Raw genomic sequence first — 17467 nt, forward strand, 5'->3', positions numbered from 1 at the left:
ACAAACAAAAACGGGCCTGCTTGCGCAGGCCCGTTCTCATGGGGTGGCTTGAAAAATCAGCGCATCAACTGTTGATCGCTGCCTGTTCGTTCTCCAGAAACTCTTCTTCCAGCAGTGCGTCATTCGCCTTGCTGAATGGCACGATGGCGGCGCGTGGTTTGCCCCGCAGTTTGCCAAACAAGTGCTCCAGCGCGTGTTCCAGTTTTTCGGCTGCACCATCGATCGCCTGTTCCAGCGAATCGGCTTTATGGGTGACGGAAATCGGTTGATGGCCTTTTGGCCGCGCTTCCAGTTGGCAACGCATGTCATGAGGACCTGGTTTGTCGCCGTTCTCGTCGCTCAGGTGGACTTCGACACGGGTCAGGTCTTCTTCATAACGGTCGAGCGTGCTCTCAATAGTTGTACGTACCCACTCCTCCAGTCGTTTACTGCTTTGAATATGGTTATCGCTGTTGACTTGGATTTGCATAGTTCATCCCTTATTTCAGCTAGCTCGCGAGAGGCCTCGAATTGAATTTCCTGACCTCTTGGTTACAACAATCGGCCCGACCGCCGAACATTTCAACCCCTGAAAAAAGATAAATATTCATTCGCAAAAAAAGCCGGACAACCGGGCAAGTCACTGGTAAGGTCGGGAGTTGGGTTGCCTCGCTACCCCGCAAGATTTGGTCACAATTGCCCGTCATTCAACGGGTGCAAGCTGCGGAAAATCCCCGCCTCCTCCACCAGCCAGTCATGCACCGCGCGCACGCCCGGATGGCTCAACGCCCCCGGCGCATACAGCAGCACGTAGCGTTTGTGGTTGGGCACCGACAGGCCGAACGGCACAATCAACGTCCCGCGCTCCAGCTCATCGTTGAGCAGCGTGCGCCGGGCAATTGCCACACCCATACCGGCGATCGCCGCTTCGATGGTCAAGTGATTGCGATTGAACGTGTGCCCACGCCGCACGTCGGCGCCCTCGAAGCCAATCGCATTCAGATAGAACTCCCATTCCGCATATTCATAACTGCCGCGCCACGCGGTGATGTCGTGCAACAACGGAAAATGCACCAGATCCACCGGCCCATGCAGTGGCGGACGTCCACGCAACAGGCTCGGCGCGCACACCGGGAAAATCTGTTCGTCGAGCAAGGCTGTGGATAACAGCCCCGGATAGCTGCCGTCATTCAGGTCAATCGCCAGATCAAAGTCGCCCTCATGCAACGGCACGCTGCTGTCCTCGGCCACCAGACGCAACTGGATGTCCGGATAGCGCTGTTGCAGACGCGGCAGACGCGGGGTCAGCCATTTGCTGAGGAACGATGGAATCGAACGCACCCGCAAAATCCCGCTGATCATCCCGGCATCCAGACGACGCAATTCAGCATCGATGCTGCCATAGGCCTCGTTGACCGTGATGGCCAGTCGCTGGCCTTCCGCACTCAACTCGACACCCCGCGCTCGTCGGTGGAACAGGCGAAAACCCAGTCGCTCTTCCAATTGGCGAATCTGCTGGCTGACCGCCCCCGGAGTGATGTGCAGCTCTTCCGCACAACGGGTGAACGACAGGTGCCGCGCGGCACAGGAAAACACCTGCAGCCAGACGTAGGTCTGGGCATGCAATTGACGACTCATCGTTTAGTCCTGCTAAAGGCTTTCTTAGGAAGTTTCGTTGGTCACGTAGGACCGAGGTAGGCAGTATCGCCGACATTGCGCTTGTCCTACAAAAAATGGCAGCGATTCCTACTCCATTGCTTGTAAGGGTTTAGCATGGCTATCAGTGTTTTCGATCTATTCAAAGTCGGCATCGGTCCGTCCAGTTCCCACACCGTCGGCCCGATGCGCGCCGCCGCAACCTTCGCCCGGGCGCTGATCGACCAACGGTTGCTCAACGATGTGCGTCGCGTGGAAATCCGCTTGTACGGTTCGCTGTCGGCCACCGGTGTCGGCCACGCCACCGACCGCGCCACGGTCATGGGCCTGATGGGCGAATGGCCGGACAGCATTGATCCGGCGACCATCGACCCACGCATCCAGCAACTGCGCGAAACTGGTCTGCTGTCTCTGGCCGGTCACAGAGAAATTTCCTTCAACTGGCAGAGTGATCTCCTGCTGCTGGACGAAAGCCTGCCCTACCACCCCAACGCCATGTCGCTGACAGCCTTCGGCGAAAGCGCCGAGCTGTTCACGCAGACGTACTACTCGATTGGCGGCGGTTTCATCATCGAAGCCGCGGAAGCCGAGTCCGGTGTGGCACCGGCCGGCGACGTGGTGCTGCCGTACGATTTTTCCAGCGCTGCCGAACTGCTGAGCCTGTGCAAGCAGCACAACTTGCGCGTGTCGGAACTGATGATGGCCAACGAACGCGCCTGGCGCAGCGACGCTGAAATCCGTAACGGCTTGCTGCACATCTGGTCGGTGATGCGCGAGTGTGTCGAGCAAGGCCTGCGTCACGAAGGCATCCTGCCCGGCGGGCTGAACGTGCCGCGCCGCGCCGCGAAATTGCACCGCAGCCTGCTGGAAATCGGCAAGCCGAATGTCATCAGTTCGACGCTGTCGGCGATGGAGTGGGTCAACCTGTTCGCCCTCGCCGTCAACGAAGAGAACGCTGCCGGCGGACGCATGGTCACCGCGCCGACCAATGGCGCGGCCGGGATCATTCCGGCGGTGCTGCACTACTACATGAAATTCAATCCGGACGCGTCTGACGATGATGTCGTCGCGTTCTTCATGGGCGCCGCCGCCGTCGGCATTCTGTGTAAGAAAAATGCCTCGATCTCCGGCGCCGAAGTCGGCTGCCAGGGCGAAGTCGGTTCGGCCTGCGCCATGGCCGCGGCAGGCCTCGCTGAAGTGCTCGGCGCGACCCCGGAGCAACTGGAAAACGCCGCTGAAATCGGCCTGGAACACAACCTCGGCCTGACCTGCGACCCGGTCGGCGGCCTGGTGCAGGTGCCGTGTATCGAGCGCAACGCCATCGCCGCCGTGAAGGCGATCAACGCCACGCAAATGGCCCTGCGCGGCGACGGCAAACACTTCATTTCTCTCGACCGGGTGATCCGCACCATGCGCGATACCGGCGCCGACATGCACGACAAATACAAAGAGACTTCACGGGGCGGCCTGGCCGTGAGCTGGGTGGAATGCTGACGCGCATTCCCTGAGCGCCCCGGCAGGCCGACACCCGCGACCTGCCAACCGTGAGCCCGAGCAAAAATAATAACGAGGCAAAAACGATGACCGATGTACGTACACCTGCTGCCGAAAATCCCGCTGTAGATCGCACACGCAACACCGAAGTTGCCCACAAGGGCTGGAGCAAATCCGACACCACCTGGATGCTCGGTCTGTACGGCACTGCCATCGGTGCCGGCACCTTGTTCCTGCCGATCAATGCCGGTGTCGGCGGTTTCTGGCCGTTGCTGATTCTGGCGCTGCTGGCGTTCCCGATGACTTTCTTCGCCCACCGCGGCCTGACCCGCTTCGTGCTGTCCGGGCGTTCGGGCGACATCACCGAAGTCGTCGAAGAACACTTCGGCATCGTTGCCGGCAAGCTGATCACCCTGCTGTACTTCTTCGCGATCTTCCCGATTCTGCTGGTGTACAGCGTGGCGCTGACCAACACCCTGAGCAGTTTTCTCGAACACCAATTGCACATCGCCCCGCCACCCCGGGCGATTCTGTCGCTGGCGCTGATCCTCGGCCTGATGGCCATCGTCCGTTGCGGGCAGAACGTGATCGTCAAAGCCATGAGCGTGCTGGTCTATCCCTTCGTCGCCGCGCTGCTGTTGCTCGGCCTCAGCCTGATCCCGAACTGGAACGGTGCGTTCTTCGCCAGTGCCAAGGAGGCGATGCCGCTGTCGACGTTCCTCAAGACGATGTGGCTGGCGATCCCGGTGATGGTGTTCTCGTTCAACCACTCGCCAATCATCTCTGCGTTCGCGGTTGACCAGAAGCAACGCTACGGCGCCGAGGCCGAACGCAAAAGCAGCGGTATCCTCGCCATGGCCCACGGGATGATGGTGGTGACGGTGATGTTCTTCTGCTTCAGCTGCGTGCTGGCGCTGTCGCCGGCGGATCTGGCGGCCGCGAAAGCGCAGAACATTTCGATCCTGTCGTAACTGGCCAACCACTTCCAGACCCCGGTCATCGCTTACGCCGCGCCGCTGATCGCGCTGGTGGCGATCACCAAATCCTTCCTCGGCCACTACATCGGCGCCAGCGAAGGCTTTCAGGGCATGATCGTCAAGAGCCTGCGCGGTCGTGGCAAGGTGATGTCGGCGAGCTGGCTGAACCGTGCGACCGCGCTGTTCATGATCCTCAGTTGCTGGGCCGTTGCGACCTTCAACCCGAGCATTCTGGGCATGATCGAAACCCTCGGCGGACCGGTGATTGCCTGCCTGTTGTTCCTGATGCCGATGTACGCCATCCGCCGCGTGCCAGCCTTGCGCCAGTATTCGGGTCAGGCGTCCAACGTGTTCGTGGTGCTGATCGGCCTGATTGCACTGTCGGCGATCATCTATTCGGTTCTGCCCTGAAACGGGCCACAAATGACAAAGGCGAGCCGTGTGCTCGCCTTTTTTGTGCCGTATCCATTGTCCAACAATTTTCCCGGCACAGCCCTTGCTATGACCTGTGCAGGAGCTGTGTAGGAGCTGTCGAGTGCAACGAGGCTGCGATCTTTTGATCTTCATGACCGAAGTCAAAACAGCGCAGATCAAAACATCGCAGCCTTCGGCAGCTCCTACAAAACGCAACACCACAGGCCACGGAATGGCCGATGGTCCGGTATGGCGAACCAACCCGATCACGGCCGGTCAACAACTGCACGTTCAATCAGGCGGTGACGCATCATGGACAACCCTTTTCAGATCATTACCGATGCCTTCGCGCCGGACTATCAGATCAACCTGAGCATTCAGGGACTGGACGGCAGCATCATGCTGACCCTGTCCAACAACGGCCGGATCGTCGCCAAACGAATGATCAGCGCCGAACAGCGCAACGATCCGGTAAGGCTCAAACGGCTGGTGCAAAGCATTCAGTTCGGCATCGCCATCGAACAGGGCCACAGCGCCATGGCGATCCTTGAAGCGATGACCAGCGGCGACGGGCTGCCCCCGCCACCGCAACAGAGCACCGGCCAGCCTCGGCCGTCGCTGGGACTTTAAAGCTCGCCCTTCTCGATCTCGGGGTGCTCACCGGAACCGGCGCCGAGCTTGCGTTGCGGTTTCTCGATCTTCACCGACGGAAATTGCGACGAAGCGTAACGCACCACCAGGATCGAGAACGCCAGCAGCAGAATGCCTCCGCACAGGTAGATGATGCCCATGTCCGGCGGGTTATGGTGCGAGACGTTGGAGATCAGCAGACGCGTCAACGCAGTGATCGCCACGTAGATCAGGAAGCGCACCGGCATGTGGTTGGTCTTGAAATAAATCCCGACCATCGCCCCCAGTTCCAGATAGATGAACAGCAACAGAATGTCATCGATCTTGATGTGGCCTTCTTCGAGCATGCCGAGAAATTCCATCACCGCCGCCCACGCGGTCACCGCACCAATGGCAAACAGCGCCAGATAGTGGAAGGTCTCGACGAACAGGTTGCCCAGGGACTCGGCCAGTTGATGCACGTTTTGCCGCAGTTTCTCGGCCCAGTTTATTTTCACGATGATGTTCCTTAGCCCGACTCGGGCGGATGATGCGTGTTGGACGTGACGGTTTTCTGCACGTCTTGAGTTACATGCAGAAAAGAGGCCACGCCATCATGGCGAGCCAGCACCAAACCCGCGCCGTGGCGTTTGGTCGCAGACCCGAGCAATTGTGGCAGCGAGCCTGCTCGCGAATGGCCGCACTGCGATCCCACTGACAAATCCCGAATCCGGTCTACATTGAAAAGCCACTACCCAAAGCGCAGGGATTCGCTTATCCTTTCGCTGTATATAAATACAGTAGTCGCTAAGACAACTAAATGTGAAGGCATGTGAGGTGGTGAATGGCCGTCGAAGTGGTATACCGCAGCAGCCGAGATCTGGAGCGCTTGTTCATGGATAAAGCCGAAGCTGACCGTCATGACAAAATGCTCGAACTGGCCGAGATGCTGTCCGAAGTGTTGCAAAAAGCCGTTCCGTCGCTGAACGAGCAGCAGGTTGAAGAAGTCGGGATCTACATGGCGAAGAACCGCGATGTATTTGCCAAGGCGTTCAAGAGCCAGCCTGATGCGCTGTCGGAGCTGATCAATGCACCGGCAGAAGTCGTCGAAAAAGCCGAAGTGGCCGAGCCGGAAGAGGCTCCAGTGAAGCCGGTTAAAGCGGCGAAAGCTGCCAAGTAACAACGTTTGAATCGAAAAGATCGCAGCCTGCGCCAGCTCCTGCATTGGAATACGTTTCCTGTAGGGGCTGGCGCAGGCTGCGATCTTTTGCTTTTCAGCGATACAAGACTTTCTCTGCCAACTCATCCGCTACCCGCGCCGGCGAACGCTTCTCGGCCTGCGCATGGGCGAATACTTCGGTCAGCCGCGAACTGATCTTCGACAGGTGCGCAGTAATCGTCCCCAACTCTTCGCCGCGATGCTTGAGCGAGACATAAATCAACCCGCCCGCGTTGATCACGTAATCTGGTGCATAGAGAATCCCGCGCCGCTCCAGTTGATCGGCCACGTCCAGATGCGTCAGTTGATTGTTGGCCGAGCCAGCCACCGCCGAGCAGCGAAGTTGCGTCACCGTATGGCTGTTGAGCACGCCACCGAGCCCGCACGGCGCAAGGATGTCGCAGGGTGTGCTGAGCAACGCGTCGTTGGCGATCGGATGCGCGTTGAGTTGCTCCATCGCCAGTTGCACCTTGCCGTGATCGATATCACTGACCAGCAATTCGGCCCCTGCCGCATGCAGCTGCTCGGCCAGTGCATAACCGACGTTGCCCAGACCTTGAATCGCCACGCGCAAACCTTCGAGGTTGTCGCTGCCCAGCCGCGCCATGGCGGTAGCGCGAATCCCGGTAAACACGCCCATCGCCGCATGCGGTGCCGGATCGCCGGCCGAGGTGGTGCTGGTGACATGCTGCGTCTGTTGGGCGATGCAATCCATGTCCGCCACTGAGGTACCGCTGTCGATGGCGGTGATGTAGCGACCGTCGAGCTGATCGATGCAACGGCCAAACGCTTCGAACAGCGCGGCACGGTTTTCCACATGCGCCGGGCGCACGATCACCGCCACTCCGCCGCCCTGATCGAGCCCGGCCAGTGCCGCCTTGTAGCTCATGCCCTGCGCCAGGCGAATGGCGTCCTCGACCGCGGATTCGTCGTTGGGATAGGCAAGATAACGGCATCCGCCCAGGGCAGGGCCGAGGCGACTGTTATGAATGGCAATGACCGCCTTCAACCCGGTGACCGGGTCAACGCTGAGGTGCAGCGATTCCAGGCGAGTGCTTTGCATGAGAGCGAACATCGGCAGGCTCCCGAATCACTTCTGGTAGACGCCAGTATAGGCTTGCGCCCAAAAATTGCTGAAGCGCACCGGAATAAGCGCCAGCGGCAACGGTGACTTTGCGGCATAACCTGACCGGTACTGGACGAATGGCGCGGACGGGGCTAAAACGAGGCATTCCCCGGAGATTGCAATGAGCCCGCGCCAACGTTTTTTCGAGTGTCTGCACCGTTCACCGCCCGCGCTGTTCGACGCGGCGCTGTGGATGGCTGCCGAGCACGAAAAAGGCCTCGATGTCGAAGCGCTGCAGCAAGACTTCAAGGAGCTGCAGCAACGCGTCAGCTACGGCTTGCCGATGCTGCCGGTCAGCGAACTGGCGCAGCCATTGCTGCGGCGGATGAATGATCTGGGGTTCGCCCAGGACGATTTTCTGCCGCTACGCCCGCAGGTCGCGTTGTTGCACAAAGTGTTGCAGACCCGTCGCGGCCAGCCACTGACCCTGTCCTTGATTGCTCTGGAACTGGCGCGCGGTCTGGAAATCCCGCTGGTCGGGGTCAACTTCCCCGGGCATTTCCTGCTGCGGGTGCCCGGTGCCGATCATCTGCTCGACCCGTGTGGTGGCCGGCGTCTGTATCCCAACGATTGTCGCGAGTTGTTGCAGCGTCAGTACGGCGCGCATCTCAAACTCAAAGCCGATCATCTCGCCACCGCCACCCCGCAGCAGATGCTCCAGCGCCTGTCACGCAATCTGCGTCAGTTGCATCTGGCCCATGAGGATTACATCGCCGCATTGATCGACGCTGAACGCGTACTGGAACTGGGCACCGCCAGCGCTGCCGATTATCTGGCCCGCGCCAGCCTGTACCAACGCCTCGACTGCCCGAACGCCGAGCGCTTCGATCTGGAGCATGCGCTGCTGCTCAGTGACGATCCGGTCCAGCGCCTGCGCCTGACTGAACGGCTTGGGCACCTGCCCCCAAACTCCGTAGTGCACTAAACGCTTTTTTGTTGGAGTGAGCCTGCTCGCGATACAGGCGCCGCCGTTTTTTCTGTCAGACCGCGTTATCGTTCTTCGCGAGCAAGCCCGCTCCCACAGGGGGATGTGTGGCGTCCGAGGGTGAGCGCACCTGGATGATCAGCAGTGCCGCGATGACCGCCGGAATCGCGCAGAAGAAGAAAATCTGCGCCACCGGGATGTGCATCGCCAGCAGCATGCTGCCGAACAGCGGCCCGAGGATCGAACCGAAGCGCCCTACCCCCAACGCCCAGCCAGTGCCTGTGGCCCGCACATGGGCCGGGTAGAAGTTACTGGCGAAGGCGTTCAGCGTCAGTTGACCGCCGATGATGCAGAACCCGGCGGCAAACACGCAGGCCACCAGATAGCGTGGATTGTCGTGGTTCAAACCCAACAGAATCGTGCACAGCGCCGCCCCGGCCAACACCGCGCAGAGCAAGCGCACCTTGCGTTGCAAACGGTCGGCAAACCAGGCCATGCACACCGCGCCCAAGGTGCCGGCGAACAGGAACATCGAAGTCACCAGGTTGGCTTCATTGAGTTTCAGGCCGCTTTCCAGCAACAGCGTCGGCAGCCAGCTGATCATGAAATACAGCAGAATCAGGCTGACAAAAAACGTCGCCCAGATCAGCAGGGTCGGTCGCGCATAACCGTTGCGGAACAACTCGACCACCGTCAGTTTGCTGCCCTGCTCGCGCTCGTTCTGTTCGACCGAAGCGGCGGGCGGTTGCCAGTCCGGCAGCATCCGCGCGGTGACTTTACGCAGCCGCGCATAGGGCGCAGGGTCGCGCAGCAGACGCGGCAGCGATTCGGGCAGCATCCACCACAGGAACGGGAACAGCAGCAGCGGCGTGACGCCACCGGCGAGGAACACCGCTTGCCAGCCAAAGCGGTCGATGAAGCCTGCGGCGACAAAACCACCCGCCGCACCGCCAAACGAAAACCCACAAGCGGCCAGTGTCACCATCAATGTGCGCAGACGCGGCGGTGAGTATTCCGACATCAAGGCCATGGCACTGGGCATCGCCCCGCCCATGCCGATGCCGCAGATGAAGCGCGCGATCATCAGGGTATTCAGCGAATCGGCGAACACCATCAGCACCGTGAGGCTGGCGTAGATCAACACGCAGGCGAGCAGGATTCGCCGCACACCGAAGCGGTCGGCCAGTGGTGTCACGGCCAGCGAACCAAGGGTCAGGCCCAACAGGTTGGCACTGAAAACAGGCCCGAACGCGGCTTTTTCCAGGCCCCAGTCCTGGGCCAGGGCCGGCACCACGTAACCGAGCACCTGGGCGTCGTAACCGTCGGTGACCAGCAGCAAGGCGAGCAGGATCAAGAGCAACCACTGATAGCGGGACACAGGACGGGCGTCGAGTGCCGCGCGGAAGCTGGCAATCTGGTTGTGCATCGCAAGGTACCTGTTTTGTTTTTATGATTTTTTAGGTGCAACACGGACTACAGGTGGGAGCGGGCTTGCTCGCGAAAGCGGTGTGTCAGTCAACATCCCCGTAGCTGACACTTCGCTTTCGCGAGCAAGCCCGCTCCCACAGGGTCTTACGGTGTATCCGGCTGGTTGGCCGGATGCGCCTTGATGAACGCCGGATGCTCAGCCGCCAACCCCGCCACCCGCCGAATCCGCGGATAAGCCTCAAGACTCACGCCGAACCGCTCGGCCGCATACAACTGCGGAATCAGATAAACGTCAGCCACACACGGCCACTCGCCGAAACAGAAACCGCTGTCACCGATCAATTGCTCGACGGTCGCCAGCCCCTGACTGATCCAGTGCGCGATCCACTCCACCACCTGCGGCTCTTCGTGGCCCAACTGGCGCAGGCGATTGAGCACGCTGACGTTATGCAGCGGATGCACATCGCAGCCGATCACCGCCGCCACGCCGCGCACATGGGCACGGGCGGCAAGGTCTTCGGGCAGCAGTGGCAACTGTGGATAACGCTCTTCCAGGTACTCGATGATCGCCGGCGACTGAATCAGCAACTCGCCGTCATCGGTGCGCAAGGCCGGCACCCGGCCCTGCGGATTGATCGCCAGATACGCCGCCTGCCGATGCTCGCCCCCGGACGGCGCGATCAGGTTGACCGGCAACGCGGTGTAGTCGAGCCCTTTCAGCGCCAGAGCAATGCGCACCCGGTATGACGAGGTCGAGCGGTAATAGGTGTAGAGATCCATGATCCGCTCCTGTCAGCGCGCCGCCAGCACTTTGCCGCGGCATTCACCGAAGCCGATCGAGGCGAAACCGTCACGGGCGCAGCGCGCACGCAGAATGATTTCGTCGCCGTCCTCAAGGAATTTGCGCACTTCGCCGGAGGCCAGTTCGATCGGCTTTTTACCGCCTTCGGTGATTTCCAGCAGGCTGCCGAACTGACCGCTTTGCGGGCCGGACAAAGTCCCCGAACCGAACAGGTCACCGGCCTGCAACTGGCAGCCGTTGACGCTGTGATGCGCGACCATTTGCGCGACGGTCCAGTACATGTAGCGGGTGTTGCTCAGAGTCAGGCGATGGGCCGGCAGATTCTGCTCGCGCATGGCTTCGGTGAGCAGCAGCACTTCCAGTTCAATATCGAATGCGCCAGCGTCCTGATCGCGTTTGTCGAACAGGTATGGCAGCGGCTGTGGATCACCTTCCGGGCGCGCAGGTTGTCGGGTGCGGAATGGCTCCAGTGCTTCGGCCGTCACCACCCACGGCGACACACTGGTGATGAAGCTCTTGGAGAGGAACGGGCCGAGCGGCTGGTATTCCCAAGCCTGGATATCGCGGGCCGACCAGTCATTGAGCAGGCAGAAACCGGCGATGTGTTCGGCGGCATCACCGATGGCAATTGGCTCGCCCATTTCGTTGCCCTGGCCGATCCAGATGCCCAGCTCCAGTTCGTAGTCCAGACGTGCGCAAGGGCCGAAGGTTGGCTCGCTCGCACCGGCCGTCAGGGTCTGGCCTTTCGGACGACGCACGTCGGTGCCGGAGGCGCGCACCGTGGAGGCGCGACCGTGATAACCGATCGGTACGTATTTGTAGTTTGGCAGCAGCGGGTTGTCCGGACGGAACAGTTTGCCGACGTTCTGCGCGTGCTCGATGCCCACGTAGAAGTCGGTGTAATCGCTGATGCGCGCCGGCAGGTGCAACTGGCAATCGGCAGCCAGTGGCAGCAGTTTTGCGCCTTGGGCTTCGATGGCGCCGCGATGGCTGCTGCCCTCGCTGAACAATTCCAGCAAGCGGCTGCGCAAGGCTACGCGAGCTTCGCGACCGAGCTCGAAGAAGGCGTTCAGCAGACCGCCGTGCATGGCTTCGACCGCGCTGCGTGCCGCGCCGTCGAACAGCCCGGCTTCGAGCGCCACTTGCAGATCGAAAATGTGCTCGCCGATCGCCACGCCTGCGCGCGGCGCCGCGCCATTGAGGCTGAACACCCCCAGCGGCAGGTTCTGCAACGGGAAATCCGCGTGGCCGTTGGCCGAAGCAACCCAACTGCGGGTGATGGAAGTCTGAGTCATGGGTTATCTCCGTGTCGGGTCGAACGTGGCGGGCAGCGTGGCCCAGCAGGCGTCGTAATTGGATTGCAGTTGCGGGCAGTCGAGGGCGAAGCGGCTTGGGCGCAGCACCTGACTGGTCTCGAACATGAAGGCCATGGTGTTGTCGATCTTCGCAGGCTTGAGGTCGGCGTTGATCGCTTTGGTGCAGGTTTCGCCATCCGGGCCGTGGGCGCTCATGCAGCTGTGCAGGGACGCACCGCCGGGCACGAAACCTTCAGCCTTGGCGTCGTACTCGCCCTGGATCAGGCCCATGAATTCGTTCATCAGATTGCGGTGGAACCACGGTGGACGGAAGGTGTTCTCGGCGACCATCCAGCGTGGCGGGAAGATCACGAAGTCGAGGTTGGCCAGACCGTGCACGCTGGTCGGCGAAGTCAGCACGGTGAAGATCGACGGATCCGGGTGATCGAAGCTCACGGTGCCGATGGTATTGAAACGGCGCAGGTCGTATTTGTACGGCACGTTGTTGCCGTGCCAGGCCACCACGTTCAACGGCGAATGATCGAGCTCGGTGCCCCACAACTGACCGAGGAATTTCTGCACCAGCGTGGTCGGCTGCTGCAGGTTTTCGTAGGCGGCGACCGGGGCGAGGAAGTCCCGCGGATTGGCCAGACCGTTGCTGCCGATCGGCCCCAGATCCGGCAGGCGCAGCGGCGCGCCGTGGTTCTCGGCAACGTACCCGCGCGCTTGCGGATCAAGCAGCTCGACGCGGAATTTCAGGCCACGCGGCAGCACGGCGATTTCCAGCGGCGCGACTTCGAGCACACCGAGTTCGGTGGCAATCCGCAGCCGCCCGAGTTGCGGCACCAGCAGCAGTTCGCCGTCGGCGTTGTAGAACACCCGCTCCATCGAACGGTTGGCGGTGTAGTGATAGATGCTGATGCCGGCAGGTTTTTCCGCCGCCGAATTGGCGACCATGCCGACCAGACCGTCGATGAAATCGGTCGGCTCGGCGGGGATCTGCAGCGGATTCCAGCGCAGGCGATTGGGCGTCACTTCACCCAGCGGACCGCCGGCCAGTTGCCGCTCCAGTTTGACGAACGCCGGGTGATTGGCCGACGGCTGAATGCGATACATCCAGGTGCGCCGGGCTTCACTGCGGGTCATGGTGAATGCGGTGCCGGAGAGCAATTCGGTGTAGAGGCCGTAGGGGGCTTTTTGCGGGGAGTTCTGGCCGATGGGCAAGGCGCCGGGCAACGCTTCACTGCTGAATTCGTTGCCGAAACCGGACTGGTACGCCAGCTCCGACGCGTTTGAATCGAGGTTCATGGAGCCTCCTGAACAGGGAGTCGGCAGTGGCCCATCGCTCTGGCTCAGAGGTTTGCGCACGCCGGGGTTGTTATTATCGTAATTCGATTACGCATAACGTAATTTGCTCGCTATCCAGCGTCAAGCTATAAAGACGCCCATTCGTTTCGGAACCCGGCCGCACCATGGAAAAAACCAGCGACAGTAACGGCAAACAGAAAGTCCGCTCCGCCGAGGTCGGCACCGACATTCTCAAGGCTTTGGCCGAGTTGTCGCCGTCCACCTCGCTGTCGCGTCTGGCCGAACATGTGCAGATGCCGGCCAGCAAGGTGCACCGCTATCTCCAGGCCCTGATCGCCAGCGGCTTCGCCGAGCAAAACGCCGCCACCAACCATTACGGCCTTGGTCGTGAAGCGTTGCGCGTGGGCCTTGCAGCCCTGAACAGTATGGACGTACTCAAAGTCGCCGCCCTGCCCCTGTCCGAGTTGCGCGACGAACTGAACGAAACCTGTTTTCTCGCGGTGTGGGGCAATCAGGGCGCGACCGTGGTGCACATCGAGCCGGCGGTGCGCGCGGTGACGGTGGTGACGCAGTTGGGTTCGGTATTACCGCTGCTCAGTTCGTCCACCGGGCTGGTGTTCAGCGCCTACCTGCCACATCGCGAAACCGATGAATTGCGCGAGCAGGAAACCGCCGTCGCCAATCATCCGCTGGCCGATGGAAAAACCTATTCGGATCTGTGCGAACAGATCCGCGCGCGCAGCCTGCATCATGTGCATGGCTTGCTGATGCCCGGTGTGGACGCGCTGTCGGCGCCGGTGTTCAACGCGGTCGGGCAGATCGCCGCCGTGCTCACCATCGTCGGCCCGACTTCGCTGTTCCACGCCGATGAAAACGGCCCGGCTGCCCAGCGTTTGCTGGCGGCAGCGCGAGCCGTCAGTTGGCGAATGGGCTATCAGGCCGACGACCTCCATCCCTGAAGCGCCGCCGGCCATGCCTCGCAATCAGGCGAGGGTGGTTTTGCTGGTGGTGCTCTGCGGGTCATCAAGGATCTCTTGAATCACCTCCAGCAAGCGTTTGGGCAATCGAGTCTGACCGGACGCTTCGGCCACCAGCTTCTCGATCACGTAAGCATCGCCTATCAGCCCGATGACGTTTTTCTGCACTTGGGTCACCGACGCCTTGGTGAACCCGGCCTTGCCCAGGGATGCCAACTCGATCAGCGCGTCCTTGAAATGCCCGATGGCGCGCGCCCGGTCGCCCAACCCATAAGCCTCGAACCCTTGCACCATCGCTTTGGTGAACAGCACGGCCGTGAGGGCGATGCCGACGGGCGCGAACACAATACTGATGGCTCCCGCCGCCGCGACCACCGCGTCGAACAGCAGACCGCCGATGATTTCCTTGAGGCTTCGGGTCTTCTCATCCACATCGGCAATCACCTTGTGCAGAACGCTTTCGTAACACTCGTTGAAATCGGTGATGTGAATCCTGCCATTGAGCGTTGGGGCCTGCGTGGCTCTGGACGATTCTTCAAGCTCACGCAGATAGCTCCCCACCTGCAGCTGATGCTTCACGTAGAGCCGCTGATGCAGGTAGTCGCCCAGGCCTTGTGTCTTGACCGCGCTGACAAACTCGTTGAACGGTCGCAACTCGCGGCCATCCGGAGCGTCGGGGGTAAACAGGTATTCGACGACCTGCCCCTGCAGACGCAGCCTGAACACATAGACCCCCACTACCGGCCGCAACAACAGATGCAACTGATGCAGAACACTGTGCCCGACGTTGCCGAAGGCGTCGGCCTGCCGAGTGATCTGTCGCGGATCATTTTCGACGTACAGGTTGACTACCCCGAGCAAGGCCTCAACGTGCGCCTGCGGCAGTTGCCCGTTGAACTGTCCCTGCATGATCGCCACCCGCATCCGTCGTTGCAGGATGGCCAGTGCAATGCCTCGCTTGAGCAGCCCCTCGGAATTGGCTGGATTGAGGTCAACGGCGCGTAGCTGACCGATGTATTGTTCCCCCGGACGCAAGGTTCTCGACCAACTGGCGATGTCACGGATGTCCAGCCCAGTGAACGGCGGGTGCCCGTCCAGCAGCACGAAACGCGGGTATAGCGGCTGCCCCGTTTGATCGGCATAAAACGCGACCTCACCCACGATCAACTCATGCAAGGTCATCCTCTGTCGCTCGTCGATCTGCACCTCGATCAGGTCCGGGTCGATGGCAACCTGCTGGCCCCGTTGCAACAAGACTTCTTCTACCCGCGCCTTGATCAGATCACGGCAAAACTTTTCATAGGATGCAAAACCGCACTGGCGTATCTGGATGGTCTGCAGCGCCTTGAGTTCGCAGTTGATCCGGGTGAAGCCCTGACGCAACGTTTCATCCGCCGTGCGGTAGCCGTATGGCGTCTGACCTTCTTCCTGCGACACCCGCCAGGCGCGCTCGGTGAAAACCAGAGGATCGAGCACTGCGGCACCGCCAGAGTGCGCGGGCGCGAGCGTCAGGCCGATCCAGGCATCGCCGCGCTGAGAAGCCTGCTTGAGGTAACCAGTGATTTGCTGGCGATCCAGGGCATGGGACTGCCAGGTCAGATAGTCACGTCCACGCTCGGTGGCCGCCCAGGCCGCTACTTCAAGATTGAGGATTCGGAAGGTGTGTTTCTCATACCAGTCCCGACCGTCGGGCGACCCCGGGGCATACAGCAGCCAGCTATCCTCGCCCGCGCCGCGACTGCCGACGGCCACCAGATCCTTGAGCGCGCGGACGTCCGCACGCAGCTGCAAAGGGGCAATCGTCAGCGCCGCGTCCCCGGCGACGGCTCTTTGAATCCGCTGCAAGTTGGCGTCACTCAAATGTCCCTGACACTTCGCGGCAAAAGCACTCAGCAGCAATTGATCTCGGATGAGACTGTTCAAGGCTGCCAGCACGCCCTGGCGTTCGTACGCCTTGCGCAAGCGGACACCGTATTCGGCGCGAACACTGCTGGTGACGATTTTTTCCAGCCATGGCTGGTTCAGACCCGCGGGCAGTCCGTCCCCGGAAAAGCTGATTCGCCCGCGCATGCCCGGCTCATGCAGGCCTTGCAGCAACAGATCCGTCAACGAGCGCCTGTCCTCCTGAATCACCGTGCGCCCCGCCGCCTGGAATACATAACGGCTGTGAGTGACGATCAAATCGGGATCCAGTGGGTTGCCGAAGTCCTGCTCCAACTCCCGACTCATCAGTGAACGGGCGAAAGCGCGCAAACTTGCGGCGTCCTCCAATTGCCGATCCAGCTCGACCTGGCTATCGACCCACTGCTGTTCCAGCTCGCAGTACTTAAGTTTCTCTTCCGCCCCTACACGGCTCAGCCATGTCGGCGCAGTGCTGTCTTGAGTGGAAATATGTGTGTTCATGACGTTCATTGAAATGCCCTTATGAGAAGTCGATCAACCAATTCCAAAAATTGGCAACCCAATCTAAATAAGGACAAACCAACTCCCAACCTCACAACCAATACCAAAATCCAGAGAACATGACCGCATATGACACAGCGTTAATGTCGAAACATAAATGTGATTTGACCCACACCGCACTCGACTGACGTCTAGTGCCTCTGCCCTGTATTGGTTATTCAGCCATCCCATTGAATCGATGCGCCAGGGTCGACAACTTCACATCGTGCAAAAGAAACAGCATTGCTGCGGCAATATATTGATCAAAATAAGCGTCGGCCCCTCAGTGGTGCCACGACATGGACTGCACGCGGATGCCCTCTGACGAAGGGGCAGTGCCCTCAATGAGTCTTTGGACTGTTGCATGCCCCGTAACAGTGCATGTCCGGAATCGCTATTTTTCCTTCGGATCGAACCCCTTATTCTGAGCGGGCTTTCACGGCAGGCGCCGTGAAGCAGGAAGCCTTGGCTGCTGAGCCCCTCGCGCCATCGCTGACCGTTTTCAGATCAATCGAATCTTCGGATTGATTGCCCCGGTGTTCACTGACGTTGATTTGTAGCTCCTTGATCCAACGTCTTACCTTGGCCGCTGCGTTTGCAGCGGCCTTTTTTATGCCTGACAAAAAGCAAGCGTACCCTCCTGAAAGAAAGCTCCGAAAAACCCATCGAACACTTCTTATTGCGTAGAAGTACGCAACCCTGCGATTAAAGAAAATTCGAAAGCGCACTCAATCAAACAAGCTTTAATTTATGGAGTGTTCAGACTTTGAATTCAGGCCTTGTCGTAACTTGAACGACTCAAGCATCGCCTGGCGA

General features: G+C 60.4%; 13 protein-coding genes and 2 pseudogenes. 6 read left to right on the forward strand and 9 right to left on the reverse strand.

Annotated features, from left to right (window positions below; translation table 11 throughout):
• Positions 1 to 64: 64 nt before the first annotated feature.
• Positions 65 to 469 carry an HPF/RaiA family ribosome-associated protein gene (locus M0814_RS17365; RefSeq protein WP_003221782.1) on the reverse strand — a complete coding sequence of 135 codons (405 nt, stop codon included), beginning with the start codon at positions 467 to 469 and terminating at the stop codon, positions 65 to 67.
• Between the two features lie 200 nt (positions 470 to 669).
• Complete coding sequence (locus M0814_RS17370) at positions 670 to 1617, reverse strand: LysR substrate-binding domain-containing protein (protein ID WP_103369604.1); 948 nt, start codon at positions 1615 to 1617, stop codon at positions 670 to 672.
• A 135-nt stretch (positions 1618 to 1752) separates the two neighbouring features.
• Between M0814_RS17370 and M0814_RS17375 the strand changes: the two genes are divergently transcribed.
• The 3 genes and pseudogenes from M0814_RS17375 (at position 1753) to M0814_RS17385 (ending at position 5150) form a co-directional block, all read left to right on the forward strand.
• Positions 1753 to 3129, forward strand: coding sequence for an L-serine ammonia-lyase (locus tag M0814_RS17375; protein ID WP_003221781.1), 1377 nt, complete (start codon positions 1753 to 1755; stop codon positions 3127 to 3129).
• 86 nt (positions 3130 to 3215) lie between these two features.
• Positions 3216 to 4517 (forward strand): annotated as a pseudogene (locus tag M0814_RS17380) (serine/threonine transporter).
• 315 nt (positions 4518 to 4832) lie between these two features.
• On the forward strand, positions 4833 to 5150 hold the full coding sequence (locus M0814_RS17385) for a DUF3509 domain-containing protein (RefSeq protein WP_003221777.1): 318 nt from the start codon (positions 4833 to 4835) through the stop codon (positions 5148 to 5150).
• Here the strand turns inward: M0814_RS17385 and M0814_RS17390 are convergent.
• On the reverse strand, positions 5147 to 5647 hold the full coding sequence (locus M0814_RS17390; RefSeq protein WP_003221775.1) for a phosphate-starvation-inducible PsiE family protein: 501 nt from the start codon (positions 5645 to 5647) through the stop codon (positions 5147 to 5149). The two genes, M0814_RS17385 and M0814_RS17390, sit on opposite strands and share 4 nt — an antisense overlap.
• Positions 5648 to 5973: 326 nt before the next feature.
• Here M0814_RS17390 and M0814_RS17395 point away from each other — a divergent pair.
• A pseudogene (locus M0814_RS17395) lies at positions 5974 to 6213 on the forward strand (YebG family protein); the annotation flags it as partial.
• A 190-nt stretch (positions 6214 to 6403) separates the two neighbouring features.
• On the opposite strand, the gene M0814_RS17400 reads toward M0814_RS17395, so the two are convergent.
• The gene (locus M0814_RS17400) at positions 6404 to 7423 is read right to left on the reverse strand and encodes a Glu/Leu/Phe/Val dehydrogenase dimerization domain-containing protein (RefSeq protein ID WP_103485823.1); all 1020 of its coding nucleotides are present in this window, start codon (positions 7421 to 7423) and stop codon (positions 6404 to 6406) included.
• Between the two features lie 172 nt (positions 7424 to 7595).
• Between M0814_RS17400 and M0814_RS17405 the strand changes: the two genes are divergently transcribed.
• Complete coding sequence (locus M0814_RS17405) at positions 7596 to 8399, forward strand: tetratricopeptide repeat protein (RefSeq protein WP_103485822.1); 804 nt, start codon at positions 7596 to 7598, stop codon at positions 8397 to 8399.
• Between the two features lie 55 nt (positions 8400 to 8454).
• Here the strand turns inward: M0814_RS17405 and M0814_RS17410 are convergent, their stop codons facing one another.
• The 4 genes from M0814_RS17410 to hmgA form a co-directional block, all read right to left on the reverse strand.
• Positions 8455 to 9825: an aromatic acid/H+ symport family MFS transporter gene (locus M0814_RS17410; RefSeq protein WP_103485821.1), complete on the reverse strand. Its 1371-nt coding sequence runs from the start codon at positions 9823 to 9825 to the stop codon at positions 8455 to 8457.
• Between the two features lie 146 nt (positions 9826 to 9971).
• Positions 9972 to 10607, reverse strand: coding sequence for a maleylacetoacetate isomerase (maiA, locus tag M0814_RS17415; RefSeq protein ID WP_103485819.1), 636 nt, complete (start codon positions 10605 to 10607; stop codon positions 9972 to 9974).
• Positions 10608 to 10619: 12 nt separating this feature from the next.
• A complete protein-coding gene (gene fahA / locus M0814_RS17420; protein WP_103485818.1) occupies positions 10620 to 11924 on the reverse strand; it encodes a fumarylacetoacetase in 1305 nt (434 codons plus the stop codon).
• A gap of 3 nt (positions 11925 to 11927) precedes the next feature.
• Complete coding sequence (gene hmgA, locus M0814_RS17425; RefSeq protein ID WP_003221762.1) at positions 11928 to 13232, reverse strand: homogentisate 1,2-dioxygenase; 1305 nt, start codon at positions 13230 to 13232, stop codon at positions 11928 to 11930.
• A 164-nt stretch (positions 13233 to 13396) separates the two neighbouring features.
• Here hmgA and M0814_RS17430 point away from each other — a divergent pair, with 164 nt between their 5' ends.
• The gene (locus M0814_RS17430; RefSeq protein ID WP_103485817.1) at positions 13397 to 14191 is read left to right on the forward strand and encodes an IclR family transcriptional regulator; all 795 of its coding nucleotides are present in this window, start codon (positions 13397 to 13399) and stop codon (positions 14189 to 14191) included.
• Positions 14192 to 14215: 24 nt separating this feature from the next.
• Here M0814_RS17430 and M0814_RS17435 read toward each other — a convergent pair whose 3' ends face one another.
• Entirely contained in the window at positions 14216 to 16612 is a 2397-nt protein-coding gene (locus M0814_RS17435) for a DUF6543 domain-containing protein (RefSeq protein ID WP_247868511.1), read from the reverse strand.
• Positions 16613 to 17467 lie beyond the last annotated feature (855 nt).

It is taken from the genome of Pseudomonas sp. MWU12-2020 (assembly GCF_023100605.1).
GTDB lineage: Bacteria > Pseudomonadota > Gammaproteobacteria > Pseudomonadales > Pseudomonadaceae > Aquipseudomonas > Aquipseudomonas fluorescens_H.